The sequence below is a fragment of the Bradyrhizobium sp. URHA0013 genome, assembly GCF_000518345.1.
GTDB lineage: Bacteria > Pseudomonadota > Alphaproteobacteria > Rhizobiales > Xanthobacteraceae > Bradyrhizobium.
Window position 1 is genome coordinate 526715 of sequence record NZ_JADK01000003.1, and the last position, 13010, is coordinate 539724.

15 protein-coding genes are annotated in these 13010 nt (G+C 65.1%); 3 read left to right on the forward strand and 12 right to left on the reverse strand.

Translation table 11 applies throughout. From position 1 onward, the window contains the following. Positions 1-38: 38 nt before the first annotated feature. The 3 genes from lysA to argH all read right to left on the reverse strand — a co-directional run bounded on the left by lysA (position 39) and on the right by argH (position 3109). Positions 39-1304 (reverse strand): diaminopimelate decarboxylase, encoded by a 1266-nt coding sequence (gene lysA / locus N551_RS0102600; RefSeq protein WP_027565617.1) that lies wholly within the window; start codon positions 1302-1304, stop codon positions 39-41. A 23-nt stretch (positions 1305-1327) separates the two neighbouring features. Continuing rightward, positions 1328-1618 carry a lipoprotein gene (locus tag N551_RS0102605; protein WP_027565618.1) on the reverse strand — a complete coding sequence of 97 codons (291 nt, stop codon included), beginning with the start codon at positions 1616-1618 and terminating at the stop codon, positions 1328-1330. Between the two features lie 93 nt (positions 1619-1711). Continuing rightward, the gene (gene argH, locus N551_RS0102610; protein WP_027565619.1) at positions 1712-3109 is read right to left on the reverse strand and encodes an argininosuccinate lyase; all 1398 of its coding nucleotides are present in this window, start codon (positions 3107-3109) and stop codon (positions 1712-1714) included. 106 nt (positions 3110-3215) lie between these two features. On the opposite strand from argH, the gene N551_RS0102615 reads away from it, so the two are divergent. After that, positions 3216-3905, forward strand: a complete 690-nt coding sequence (locus tag N551_RS0102615; RefSeq protein ID WP_027565620.1) for a TlpA disulfide reductase family protein — start codon at positions 3216-3218, stop codon at positions 3903-3905. A gap of 9 nt (positions 3906-3914) precedes the next feature. Here N551_RS0102615 and N551_RS0102620 read toward each other — a convergent pair whose 3' ends face one another. The 6 genes from N551_RS0102620 to N551_RS0102645 form a co-directional block, all read right to left on the reverse strand. Next, positions 3915-4109 carry a hypothetical protein gene (locus N551_RS0102620; RefSeq protein ID WP_007615312.1) on the reverse strand — a complete coding sequence of 65 codons (195 nt, stop codon included), beginning with the start codon at positions 4107-4109 and terminating at the stop codon, positions 3915-3917. A gap of 148 nt (positions 4110-4257) precedes the next feature. After that, positions 4258-5139 (reverse strand): 3-hydroxybutyryl-CoA dehydrogenase, encoded by an 882-nt coding sequence (locus N551_RS0102625; protein WP_007597339.1) that lies wholly within the window; start codon positions 5137-5139, stop codon positions 4258-4260. 193 nt (positions 5140-5332) lie between these two features. Next, the gene (locus N551_RS0102630) at positions 5333-6277 is read right to left on the reverse strand and encodes an electron transfer flavoprotein subunit alpha/FixB family protein (protein ID WP_027514159.1); all 945 of its coding nucleotides are present in this window, start codon (positions 6275-6277) and stop codon (positions 5333-5335) included. Further along, positions 6277-7026: an electron transfer flavoprotein subunit beta/FixA family protein gene (locus tag N551_RS0102635; protein ID WP_018453239.1), complete on the reverse strand. Its 750-nt coding sequence runs from the start codon at positions 7024-7026 to the stop codon at positions 6277-6279. The genes N551_RS0102630 and N551_RS0102635 overlap by 1 nt, the downstream gene beginning before the upstream one ends. 124 nt (positions 7027-7150) lie before the next feature. Next, positions 7151-7723 carry a cob(I)yrinic acid a,c-diamide adenosyltransferase gene (locus tag N551_RS0102640; protein WP_027565621.1) on the reverse strand — a complete coding sequence of 191 codons (573 nt, stop codon included), beginning with the start codon at positions 7721-7723 and terminating at the stop codon, positions 7151-7153. Position 7724: 1 nt separating this feature from the next. Then, complete coding sequence (locus N551_RS0102645; RefSeq protein WP_027565622.1) at positions 7725-7919, reverse strand: twin transmembrane helix small protein; 195 nt, start codon at positions 7917-7919, stop codon at positions 7725-7727. 204 nt (positions 7920-8123) lie between these two features. Between N551_RS0102645 and N551_RS0102650 the strand changes: the two genes are divergently transcribed. Beyond that, positions 8124-9017 (forward strand): YihY/virulence factor BrkB family protein, encoded by an 894-nt coding sequence (locus tag N551_RS0102650; RefSeq protein WP_027565623.1) that lies wholly within the window; start codon positions 8124-8126, stop codon positions 9015-9017. Here the strand turns inward: N551_RS0102650 and N551_RS0102655 are convergent. Both N551_RS0102655 and gluQRS read right to left on the reverse strand, forming a co-directional pair. Beyond that, positions 8944-10257, reverse strand: a complete 1314-nt coding sequence (locus N551_RS0102655; protein ID WP_027565624.1) for an ATP-binding protein — start codon at positions 10255-10257, stop codon at positions 8944-8946. The two genes, N551_RS0102650 and N551_RS0102655, sit on opposite strands and share 74 nt — an antisense overlap. 104 nt (positions 10258-10361) lie before the next feature. Further along, positions 10362-11234, reverse strand: coding sequence for a tRNA glutamyl-Q(34) synthetase GluQRS (gene gluQRS, locus N551_RS0102660; protein WP_027565625.1), 873 nt, complete (start codon positions 11232-11234; stop codon positions 10362-10364). Between the two features lie 112 nt (positions 11235-11346). Between gluQRS and N551_RS0102665 the strand changes: the two genes are divergently transcribed. After that, on the forward strand, positions 11347-12000 hold the full coding sequence (locus tag N551_RS0102665; protein ID WP_027565626.1) for a DNA-3-methyladenine glycosylase: 654 nt from the start codon (positions 11347-11349) through the stop codon (positions 11998-12000). Here the strand turns inward: N551_RS0102665 and N551_RS0102670 are convergent. Beyond that, a complete protein-coding gene (locus tag N551_RS0102670) occupies positions 11997-12884 on the reverse strand; it encodes a LysR family transcriptional regulator (RefSeq protein WP_027565627.1) in 888 nt (295 codons plus the stop codon). The two genes, N551_RS0102665 and N551_RS0102670, sit on opposite strands and share 4 nt — an antisense overlap. Positions 12885-13010 lie beyond the last annotated feature (126 nt).

Genomic DNA, 13010 nt, shown 5'->3' on the forward strand with positions numbered 1-13010 from the left:
CGCAGCGGTAGCTGCGCTCATCGTGAACAATCACAGCCTCACAGCCACGGCGCCGGCGTATCCATCGCGATCAATTGCTCGACCTCGATGCGCGGACGCACGACGGCGTACTGGTCGCCCTTCACCAGCACTTCGGGCACCAGCGGCCTCGTATTGTAGGTGCCGGCCTGCACTGCGCCATAGGCGCCGGCGGTCATGATGGCGATGAGGTCGCCGGGCTTTGGCGTCGGCAGCGTGCGATCCAGCGCGAGGTAGTCGCCGGTCTCGCAGACCGGGCCGACGACGTCGGCCATCATGGTCGCGGCCCCCTTCGCAGGCTGCATCACCGGCAGAATGTCGTGATGGGCCTCGTACAGCGTCGGACGGATCAGATCGTTCATGGCGGCGTCGATGATGACGAAATTCTTGCCGTCACCGTGCTTCACATAGATCACCTTGGCGACCAGGATGCCGGCATTGCCGACGATCATGCGCCCCGGCTCGAACATCAGCGTGCAGCCGAGATTGTGGCTGACGCGCTTGACCATCGCGGCATACGCATCGGGCGCCGGCGGCGCTTCGCGGTCCATGTAATAGGGAATGCCGAGGCCGCCGCCGAAATCCACATGCGAGATGTTGTGGCCGTCGGCACGCAGCGTCTGCACGAATTCGGAGAGGATGCGGAACGCGATCTCCATCTTGGAGAGGTCGGTGATCTGGCTGCCGATATGAACGTCGGTGCCTGTGACCTCGATGCCCGGCAGCTTCGCGGCGCGGGCATAGACCTCGCGAGCATGCGCGATCGGGATGCCGAACTTGTTCTCGGACTTGCCGGTCGAGATCTTTGCGTGCGTCCCGGCATCGACGTCCGGATTGACACGGATCGAGATCCGCGCGGTCTTGCCCGTCTCGGTCGCAAGGCGCGACAGCAGCTCGAGTTCGGGCTCGGATTCGACGTTGAGGCAGAGGATGTCGGCGGCCAGCGCGGCGCGCAGCTCGTCTTCCGTCTTGCCGACGCCGGAGAACAGGATCTTGCTTGCCGGAATGCCGGCGGCCAGCGCGCGCTTCAATTCGCCGCCGGAGACCACGTCCGCGCCGGCCCCGAGCCTGGCCAGCGTGCGCAGCACCGACTGGTTGGAATTCGCCTTCATGGCGTAGCAGACCAGCACCTTCTCGCCCGCGAAAGCGTCGGTGAAAACGCGATAGTGCCGCTCGAGCGTCGCGGTCGAATAGCAATAGAACGGCGTGCCGACGGTTGCAGCCAGCTCGGACAGGTTCACTGCCTCGGCGTGCAGCACGCCGTTGCGATAGTCAAAATGGTTCATGGCGTTGGCTCAGTTGCCCCAGCCTATCGGCTGGGTCTTTCGTCCAGCAGCGGGTCGAGGATAAAGGGTTTCTTCCTGCCCTTGGTCGCCGCCGGTGCGGCGTCCGCGCCATAGGTGGGATTGAACACGCTCGGCGTCCTCTGGGCTTCGGCCTCGGTGTCGGTCGGCGGAGCGACGTTGGCTGTGGACGCGCTCGAAGCGGTCGGCGGCAGATCCAGCGGGCCCTTGCGGCCACAGCCGGCAAGCGCGAGCGCCGTCAGGCTCAAGACAATGATGGCCCACCCCGAGCCGGCCGAGCGAAACTTTGACGTCACGACGAAATCCCCACTACGCGCGGCGCACCATACAGAGATTGGCGCGCTCTGGCGAGACCCGGATGACCATGAAACATAAGCGAAATTTTGCCCTCAGCCCAATTTTCGCTCTTTTTCCAGCCGCCTCAGCCAGGCCTTGGCCTGCGCCGCCACGTTCTTCGGCGCGGTGCCGCCGAAGCTGGTCCGGCTCTTGACCGACGATTCGACCGAGAGCACGCCAAGCACGTCTTTCGTAACCTTCGGCTCGATCGCCTGCATCTCCTTGAGCGGGAGCTCGTGCAGCGCCACGCCGCCCTCGGCGGCTTTCGCGACGATGCGGCCGGTGACGTGATGGGCCTCGCGGAACGGCATCTTTAACGTCCGCACCAGCCAGTCGGCAAGATCGGTCGCGGTGGCGTAGCCCTCGCCTGCAGCAAGCTTCATCTTCGCTTCATCAGGTACGAGATCCCGGACCATGCCGGTCATGGCGCGGATCGCGAGCGACAGCGCAGCGAAGCCTTCCATCGCGCCCTGCTTGTCCTCCTGCATGTCCTTTTGATAGGCGAGCGGCAGGCCCTTCATCACGATCAGCAACCCATTGAGCGCGCCGATCACACGGCCGGTCTTGGCGCGCACCAGCTCGGCGGCGTCAGGATTGCGCTTCTGCGGCATGATCGAGGATCCCGTGGTGAACTTGTCGCTGAGGCGGATCATGCCGACCAGCGGGGAGGTCCAGATCACGATCTCCTCGGCAAAGCGCGACATGTGCACGGCGCAGATCGAGGCCGCCGACAGCGTCTCCAGCACGAAGTCGCGATCGGAAACCGCATCGAGCGAGTTAGCCATCGGACGATCAAAACCGAGCGCCTTCGCCGTGGCGTGACGATCGATCGGGAACGAGGTACCGGCGAGCGCTGCAGCTCCGAGCGGGGATTCGTTCAGCCGCTTGCGCGCGTCCTGGAAACGGCCGCGATCGCGCGCGGCCATCTCGACATAGGCGAGCAGATGGTGGCCGAAGGTCACCGGCTGCGCGGTCTGCAGGTGCGTGAAGCCGGGCATGACCGTCCCGGCATGCTCCAGCGCGCGCTCCACCAGCGCCCGCTGGAATGCGGCGAGCGCGGCGTCGGTCTCATCGAGGACATCGCGGACATAGAGACGGAAATCGGTCGCGACCTGGTCGTTGCGCGAGCGCGCCGTATGCAGGCGGCCGGCGGCAGGGCCGATCAGCTCGGACAGGCGGCTCTCGACATTCATGTGAATGTCCTCGAGCGCGCGCTTGAATTCGAAGCCGCCCTTGCCGATCTCTGACAAAATCGTGTCTAGACCCTTGCCGATATTTTTCGCATCAGAGGCCGTGATGATGCCCTGTGCGGCCAGCATCGCGGCGTGGGCCTTGGACGCGGCAATGTCCTGGGCAAAGAGGTGACGATCGACGTCGATGGAGACGTTGATCTCTTCCATGATCTCGTCGGGGCGTTCCGAGAACCGGCCGCCCCACATCTTGTTGCTCATGATCCCCTGCTCACGCCTTGCCTGTCGCCGCCGCACGTTTGCTGACGGCTGCCAGCCGTATTAAGAGGCCTCTGATAGCCATATCTGCGACCGGATGACAAACGATATGCTCGACCCCAACGACAGGCTCGACCAAACGAAAGCACGGTCGGCCACGCGCCGCATCCCCGTCGTCATCGCTACCGTCGTGGTCGGGGGCCTGGCTGGCTTTGCCGCGCTGTACGGGCTCGGCCTGGGCCGGTCCCCATCCCACGATCCCGCCTGCCGGGCGGCGGTGAACACGGCACAGAAGATCGCCCCGCTCGCCCATGGCGAGGTGGCGGCGCTGACCATGGCGACCGCACCGCTGAAGCTGCCGGACCTGGCCTTCGAGGACGCCGACGGCAGGCCGAAGAAGCTGTCGGATTTCCGCGGCAAGACGCTGCTGGTGAATCTCTGGGCCACTTGGTGCGTGCCCTGCCGCAAGGAAATGCCGGCGCTGGACGAGCTCCAGGGCAAGCTTTCGGGTCCGAATTTCGAGGTGGTGGCCATCAATATCGACACCCGGGACCCCGAGAAGCCCAAGACGTTTCTGAAAGAGGCCAATCTTATCAGGCTCGGCTATTTCAACGATCAGAAAGCCAAGGTTTTTCAGGATCTTAAGGCGATAGGCCGAGCCTTGGGCATGCCCACCTCGGTGCTGGTCGATCCTCAAGGCTGCGAGATCGCGACGATCGCGGGGCCGGCGGAATGGGCGAGCGAGGATGCGCTCAAGCTGATCCGGGCTGCGACGGGCAAAGCCGCCGCGTCGTTCTAAGCGATGATGTTAGGCGGTGACGTTGAGGTTGCTGCCAACGCCGGCGCCGACATTGGCAAGCGAGGGCTGTCCGGCGCCGAGCAGCGTCAGGACGGTGGATTTCTCCGCGTCCGCGTTCTGCTTCATCAGCGTCGCCGAGATATTCGACTGCAGCGCGCCTTGCTGAGAGGCCAGCATGCTGCTGACCATCGCCATCATGTCCATTACGCAAACCCTCGTACCGGCCGTAACCTAGACGCGAGCGATTAACGGGACATGAATTGCCGCGAAACGCCCTAGGTGGGCTTTGTCCGTGTTCCGGACGCGGCGCGCCATGCAATGACGCGACGCAGAGCCGGGGCGCGAGACCGGCTTATCTCGTCGGAACCGGCTTGGCGCCGCGGTAGTCGTAAAAACCGCGCTGGGTCTTGCGACCGAGCCAGCCCGCCTCGACGTATTTCACCAGCAGCGGGCACGGGCGGTACTTGGAGTCGGCGAGGCCCTCATGCAGCACTTGCATGATCGACAGGCAGGTATCGAGGCCGATGAAATCGGCGAGCTCCAGCGGGCCCATCGGATGGTGCGCCCCGAGCTTCATCGCCGCGTCGATCGCCTCGACATTGCCCACGCCTTCATACAGCGTGTAAATCGCCTCGTTGATCATCGGCAGCAGGATGCGGTTGACGATGAAGGCCGGGAAATCCTCGGAGACCGCGACCTGCTTGCCGAGCTTGCCGACGAATTCCTTTGACGCCTCGAAGGTCTGGTCGTCGGTGGCGATGCCGCGGATCAGCTCCACCAGTTCCATCAACGGCACCGGATTCATGAAGTGAATGCCGATGAAGCGTTCGGGCCGGTCGGTGGCGGCGGCGAGCCGCGTGATCGAGATCGAGGAGGTATCGGAGGCAACGATCGCCTCCGGCTTCAACACCGCGCAGAGATCGTGGAAAATCTTGCGCTTGACCTCTTCCTTCTCGACCGCGGTCTCGATCACGAGATCGCAGTCCGCGAGGTCGTCCAGCTTCTCGCCGGCCACGATACGCGCCATCGCCTTGGCTTTGTCGTCCTCGCTAACGGCCTTCTTGGAGACCTGGCGCGTCAGGTTGCCATTGATCGTAGCCATGCCTGACTTGAGGCGGTCGGTCGAAATGTCGTTGAGCACCACGTCGAAGCCGGCCAGCGCAGCGACATGTGCGATGCCATTGCCCATCTGCCCCGCGCCGATCACGCCGACCTTCTTGATTACTGCCGCCATAATGTCATCCACCGGAACGGCGCGCTATCAACCGCGCCTGCCTATCCCCCTGAGCCGGGAGGTCTGATTTAATCAGAACCCGGCCTCGAAACCTAGATTGGATCGCTTCGAAGGCGTGTCCCGCGCCAAAGAAAACGCCTCAAAAAGCAACACCGGCCGGAGTTTATAGCTCCAGCCGGTGTTTTAGCGCGTTTTACTTGCCGAGCTTGCCGAGTTCGGCCGTCAGCTCCGGAACCGCCTGGTAGAGGTCAGCGACCAGGCCGTAATCGGCGACCTGGAAGATCGGCGCGTCCTCGTCCTTGTTGATCGCGACGATCACCTTGGAGTCCTTCATGCCGGCCAGATGCTGGATCGCGCCGGAAATGCCGACTGCGACATAGAGCTCGGGGGCCACGACCTTGCCGGTCTGGCCGACCTGCCAGTCGTTCGGCGCATAGCCCGCATCCACCGCCGCACGCGAAGCGCCGACGCCGGCGCCAAGCTTGTCGGCGAGCGGCTCGATGTACTTTGCGAAATTCTCGCGGCTCTGCATGGCGCGGCCACCAGACACGATGATCTTGGCCGAGGTCAGTTCGGGACGGTCGCTCTTTGCGACTTCCTCGCCGACAAAGGACGACAGGCCCGGATCGGCCGCCGCCGCGACGCTCTCGACCGACGCGCTGCCGCCTTCACCTGCTGCGGCGAAGGTGGAGGTGCGCACCGTGATGACCTTCTTGGCGTCCTTCGACTTCACCGTCTGGATGGCGTTGCCGGCGTAGATCGGACGCTCATAGGTGTCGGGAGCGACCACCTTGGTGATTTCCGAGACCTGCATGACGTCGAGCAGGGCCGCGACGCGCGGCATCACGTTCTTGAAGCGCGAGGTCGCGGGCGCGACGATGGCGTCATAGGACGGTGCCAGCGAGACGATCAGCGCGGCCAGCGGCTCGGCCAGATCGTGCGCGTAGAGCGCGCCGTCGGCGAGCAGCACCTTCTTCACACCGGCAAGCTTTGCGGCCGCGTCCGCTGCAGCCTTGGCGTTCTCGCCGGCCACCAGAACCTCGACGTCCGCGCCGAGCGCGGCCGCCGCGGTCAGGGCCTTGTTGGTCGCATCCTTGAGCGACGCATTGTCGTGTTCGGCAATCAGAAGCGTCGTCATCAGAGCACCCCGGCTTCGTTCTTGAGTTTCGACACCAGCTCGGCGACGTCCTTGACCTTGACGCCCGCCTTGCGGCCCGCCGGCTCGGTCGTCTTGAGAACCTCGAGGCGCGCGGTGAGATCGACGCCGTAATCGGCAGCGGTCTTGTCCGCGATCGGCTTCTTTTTGGCCTTCATGATGTTGGGCAGCGAGGCATAGCGCGGCTCGTTGAGACGGAGATCGGTGGTGACGATCGCCGGTCCCTTCAGCTTCACGGTCTGCAAGCCGCCGTCGACTTCGCGGGTGACCTTGAAGTCGCTGCCTTCAACCTCGAGCTTCGAGGCGAAGGTCGCCTGCGACCACCCGAGCAGCGCGGCCAGCATCTGGCCGGTCTGATTGCTGTCGTCGTCGATCGCCTGCTTGCCGAGAATGATCAGGCCCGGCTGCTCTTCGTCGGCAATCTTCTTCAGGATCTTGGCGACGGCGAGCGGCTCGACCGCGCCCTCAGCCTTCACCAGGATGCCGCGATCGGCGCCCATGGCGAGACCGGTGCGGATCGTTTCCGAGGCCTGCGCCGGTCCGATGGAGACCACCACGACTTCGGTCGCCTTGCCGGCTTCCTTCAGGCGCAGCGCTTCTTCGACCGCAATTTCGTCGAACGGGTTCATCGACATTTTGACGTTGGCGAGTTCAACACCCGATCCATCGCTCTTGACGCGGACCTTGACGTTGTAATCGACCACCCGCTTTACCGGCACCAAGACCTTCATCGATCCTCTTTCACTCAATCTGGGAGGGGGTTATCAACTGGCGCGGAACCTAAAGGCCTGATCCGGCCCGGTCAACGCGCGAAGGGGTCTAATTTTGGCGCCCAGAAATGCGCCGCCTGATGGGTCAGCGATTCTGGCCCGGAACCCAGAGCACGTCGCCGGCGCCTTCGTCGTTACTGGCGCGGCTCGCGACGAACAGGAAGTCCGACAGGCGATTCATATACTGGATGCCAGCGGCACCAACGGGCTCTTCCGGCCGGGCCGCCAGTTCCACCATCACGCGTTCCGCCCTGCGGCAAATCGTACGAGCGATATGGAGGTAGGCGGCGGCCGGCGTGCCGCCCGGCAGCACGAAGGAGGTCAGGGGTGCCAGCCTGTCGTTGAGCGCGTCGATGTCGCGCTCGAGCCGCTCGACCTGGCTCGCCACCACTCGTAGCCGCTCCGCCTTGCCCTCACGTTCGGGCACCGCGAGGTCCGCGCCGAGGTCGAACAGATCGTTCTGGATGCGGCCAAGCATCGCGTCGAGCTCGGGCGCATCCCTGGTGTGAAGCCGGACCACGCCGATCGCGGCATTGGTCTCGTCGACCGTGCCATAGGCCTCGATGCGCAGATCGTATTTCGGCCGGCGCTCGCCCGAGCCGAGCGCTGTCGTGCCGTCGTCACCGGTTTTCGTGTAGATGCGGTTGAGCACGACCATGTTAACGCCCCATCGCCCACACCGTGACCATCGCGATGACGATCGCCACGAACTGAAGCAGCACGCGCCAGCGCATCAGCTTCTGCGAGGTGCTGGGCGAGCCGCCGCGCATCATGTTGATGAGACCTAGCAGCAGCACCAACGCCACGGCGCCGACCGCGATCGGCAGGATGAAAGTACTCAGAAGAGATGCCATTCGAGGGTAAATAACACCCTCCGCGCCGGTCCGCCATGGCGTTCCCGATCTGGCTTTTAAGCCAATAATATCAGAAGCTAGCTGGATGAATCTGGATTTGCGCGAATTACCCGTCCTCTTCGCCTCTCCCCGCCTGCGGCGAGAGGTCGGAATGCGTTTCCCCCGCGCGGGAAGAGGAAACGACAACAGCAGTGCAGGTGGTGCGTGAAGGCAATCCGTGCCATCTACGTCGTCGCGATGGACGCGTTCTACACGTTCCTGGCCGACGATGGCTGGGCAATCGCGAGCCACATTGCACTGTCGACACTGATGGCGCTGTTCCCGTTCCTGATCGTGCTGACCTCGCTCGCCGGCTTCTTCGGCTCCAAGGAACTCGCGGACCAGGCCGCAAGCCTGATGCTCCAGGTCTGGCCCAAGCAGGTCGCGGATTCGATCTCGGGGGAAGTCCACGACGTGCTGACCACGACCCGCACCGGCCTATTCACCATCGGCGCGGTGCTGTCGGTCTACTTCGCCTCCAACGGCGTCGAGGCGCTGCGGGTCGCACTGAACCGCGCCTATGCGGTCGTGGAGATGCGGCCCTGGTACTGGCTACGGCTGGAATCGATTGCCTACACGCTGATTGCGGCCATCACCGCGCTCGCCATGGCATTCCTGATCGTGCTCGGGCCGCTGCTCATCGAGGCCGCGCGCGCCCACATTCCGCTGTTCGTCGAGTCCAACGAGAGGATCCTCACCTGGCTGCGCTACGGCATCACCGTCGGCGCGCTGGTCGTGGCGCTGATCATCCTGCACACTTGGTTGCCGGCGGGACGGCGCCGGTTCCTGCAGATCCTGCCCGGCATCGTCTTCACCATCGTGGCGTCGCTGATCTCGGGCATCGTGTTCGGGCAGTATCTGGCGCGCTTCGCCAACAATTACGTGACGATGTATGCGGGGCTCGCCTCGGTGATCATCGCGCTGGTGTTCCTGTACTTCATCGCGGCGATCTTCGTTTTCGGCGGCGAGCTCAACGCCGCGATCATCAAGTCGCGGCTTCCTCACGGCGTGTCGCTGCAAGCAGCGCAGTCGCTAGCGCCCGCGGAGACACAGGCTTGACCAAAAAGGCGTCGGCGCCGGCCTCGCGTGAGGCGACTTCGTCTTCGCCGCGGCCGGACACCCCGATGATGGGGATCTGAGCCAGCGGCGTCGCCATGGTGCGGATCCGCCTGATCGCCTCGACGCCATTGATGCCCGGCAGCACCATATCCATCAGCACCGCGTCGAAGGCGCCCTGCGCGAGCCGGTTCACCGCATCCTCGCCGCGCCCGATGAACTCGGCATGATGGCCGAGCTCGGTCAGGATGGTGTTGAGGACGACGCGGCCGAACGGATTGTCCTCGACGCTGAGCAAGCGCAGTGCCGGGACCGCATCCATCTCGGCTTCGCCCTTCGACTTGCTGGACTTGCCCGATCCCGTGGCATCCACCGACACCGTCAACGTGAAGGTGGCGCCGCCGCCGAGCCGAGGGGCGACCGTGATGTCGCCGCCCATCGCGCGCGCCAATTGCTTCACCGAGGACAGGCCCAGGCCGGCGCCGCCGAAGCGCGAGGCAATGGTGACATTGGCCTGGGTAAACGGCCGGAACAGCCGCTTGATCTCGGCCATGGTGAGGCCAATGCCGCTGTCGGACACCGCGAAGGCGATTCCGACCCTGCCTTTGCTCTTTGCTTGGCCTTTGCTCTTGGTGTTGCTCTTGCTGTTGCTCTTGCTCTTGGCGGAACGCCAAGGCGCGACCGTGAGCGCCACGCCGCCGTGCTCGGTGAACTTCACGGCATTGTCGATCAGGTTCTCGAGCGCGGCGCGCAGGCGAACGGGATCACCGACCACCAGCCCCGGCAGCTTCTCCGAGATATCGACCTCGGCCTGGAGACCCTTGGCCGCGGCGCGACCGGCCAGCGAATCGCCGGCGTTCCGTGCGAGCGTCCGCAGGTCGAACAAATCCTGCCGCAGCGAGCTTCCACCCCCGACCGCCTTCCCCGTCCCCTTGCCACTTCGGGCGGCATCGACGAACAGGGTGGCAAGGTTCGCCAGATGCTCGGCCCCAGCCTTGATCGTGTCGGCCCAGCGTCTTTCCCGTTCCCCGAGATCCGACGTCGCGAGCAGGTCGCTGATCGCGAGAATGCCGGTCAGGGGGGTGCGGACCTCATGGGCAAAGGCGGCAAGCGCGGCCTGGACGACGTCCGGCTCGACCCGCTTGTTGCTGCGCTTGCGCAACCGGGCAGTCGGCCCGGAGCGCTTCCGAGCCAATCGCTTGGACGTCCCCGTAGTGCGCGCTGCGCGCGTTTTCGCCGCCATAACTCCCCTTCGAAGTATCCCCTTCGAACCCCGGGCCGTCAGGTGAGCATGGCACGGCGGAACACCCGGAGTCACGGCGGCGTTTGGCTAACCCCCAGAGAAACTTAATCTAATCCCACCAGCTGGCGGATACCGGCCGGCGTGGCGCCGGCAGCGCGCAGTTCACGAAGGCCGGTCGAGCTGGTTGATTTCGACAGTTTCCGGCCACCCTGGTCGCGAACTAGCCCATGGTGGCGGTAGGCGGGTTCCGGCAGGCGGAGCAGAACCTGGAGCAAACGGTGGGCCGAAGTGGCGTGGAATAGGTCTTGGCCCCGCACGATCTCGCTGATGTCCTGGAGCGCATCATCGACAACGACAGACAGATGGTAACTGGTCGGCGTCTCCTTGCGGGCCACAATGACATCGCCCCAGGCTTCTGGCCGCGCCGGAACGACACCACGCTCACCATCGGGCCCCTCGCCTAGTTCGTTCCAGCTCAGGCCGGCGGCGCGGCGGCAGGCAGCCGCCATATCGAGCCGAAGCGCATAAGGCGCACCGGTGTCGATGAGGCGGTCGCGCTCGTCGGCGGGCAGCGATCTGGCGTCGCCGGGATAGAGCGGCGCGCCGTCAGGATCGCGCGGCCAAGGCCCATCCGCTTCACGCACCGCAACCAGCCTCGCGATCTCGACGCGGCTTTCGAAGGCGGGATAGACCAGGCCCAGCGCCGAGAGCCTGTCCAGCGCCGCGCGATAAGCGTCGAGATGCTCCGACTGCCGCCGCACCGGCGTCTCCCAGGCGATGCCGAGCCAGGCGAGGTCTTCGTAGATCGCTGTCTCATATTCCGGCCGGCAACGCGTCGCGTCGATGTCCTCGATCCGCAGCAAGAGCCGCCCACCGGTCTCGCGCGCGCGGTCGGAATTCAACAGCGCTGAATAGGCGTGGCCGAGGTGCAGAAAACCGTTCGGACTGGGGGCAAATCGGAAAACGGGTGGCGACATATGCACAAATCTCGTCATGGCCGGGCTTACCCGATCATCCATCTTCCAACACTCTGTTACGATAGGAGATGGATGCGCGGGTCAAGTCCGCGCACAACGAGTTCAGCAAGCGATGACCATCCACCTCGAAACCCAATCCGATCTCGAAGAGGCCGTCTATGCGCTGGTCAAGCGCGACCCGCGCCTGAAGCCGGTGCTGGCGACTGCCGGCATGCCGGCGTTGCGGCGGCGCGAGCCTGGCTTTGCGGGGCTTGCCCACATCGTCTGCGGGCAACAGCTCTCGACCGCGAGCGCCGCGGCGATCTGGGGACGGCTGTCGGCTGCGTTCGATCCGTTCGACCACGAGGCGGTCCGCCGCGCCCGCACTGACCGGCTGGGGCGGCTCGGCCTGTCCGCCGCCAAGATCAAGACGCTGAAACATCTCGCGCGCGAGATCACCGCACAGCGGCTGAACCTCGACGTGCTCGCAGAAGAAGACGCCGATGCCGCGCACCACACGCTGATCGCACTGCCCGGCATCGGGCCGTGGACCGCAGACGTCTATCTGCTGTTCTGCCTGGGCCATGGCGACGCTTGGCCGGCCGGCGACCTCGCGGTGCAGGAAGGCATCCGCATCGGGCTCGGCTTGCAGGCGCGGCCGACGGAGAAGCAGATGGCGCCGCTCGCCGAACCCTGGCGCCCCCTGCGCGGCGCGGCGGCGCATCTGTGGTGGAGCTATTATCGCGCGGTAAAAAAACGCGAAGGCGTCATCGCGGGATCAGCTTAGCCCCGCAGCCTAACGCGATCGGTCCGGGCGCAATCGGCGACGAAGTCGATGACGGCCCGCACCGCCGGCAGTTCGACGAGGTCGGGATGGGCGAGCAGCCACAGGTCCGCGATGCTGGCGAGCTTCTGGGGCGCGACACGCACGAGATCGGGATAGCTTTCGGCGACGAAGCACGACAGGGCGGAGATTCCGAGTCCGGCGCGGACCGCCGCCAGCATGTCGCCCTGCGACGAGCAGCGCATCACCACCCTGGCCTGACGCGTGACGACGTCGCTCCAGCGCGCAAGCTGGGCATTGGAGGCCTGATCGGCGAAACCGATGACGCTGTGCCCCTTCCACTCGCCGCGCCGTTCCGGCAGGGACCGCCCGCCGGCGTACTCGCGCGAGGCGTAGAATCCGGTGCCGAGACGGCCGACCTTGCGGCCGACCAGATTTTCCTCGCCGCTGTCGAAAGGCCGCAGCACCACGTCCGCCTCGCGCCGGCGTACGCTGGCCGGAAACGGATGGGTGATGACCTCGAGCTGGACGTGATCATGCGCGCGCAGGAACGCAGGCAGGCACGGCATCAGCCAATGTGAGGCCAGCGTCGCGCCGATCGACAGCTTGACGGTCCCGCGCGCCTTGTGCCCTCCGGCCGAGACTGCCGTCTCCGCCCGCAGCGCGGCCGCCGCCATCACCTCGGCGTGCTCGCGCAGCGTCCGTCCCTCCGCGGTCAGCGCCAGGCCGTCGGCGGCGCGCGCCACCAGCCTGGTACCGAGCTGGGCTTCCAGCGCCGCGATCTTGCGGCTGACGGTGGGATGGCTGCTGTGCAGCCGGCGTGCCGCGCCGGTGAAGCTGCCGGTATCGGCGACCGCGACGAAGGTCTTGCAAAGGTCCCAGTCCATGAGCGGCCTCTGTTCAAATCTGAATAGTCATCCGTTCAATATTGAACGATGGGAGGCCGCACTCCAACCCCTATAATGGCGTGAAGTGAAACATGGGCGGCAACTCGCCCGCGACGATCAAAGGGA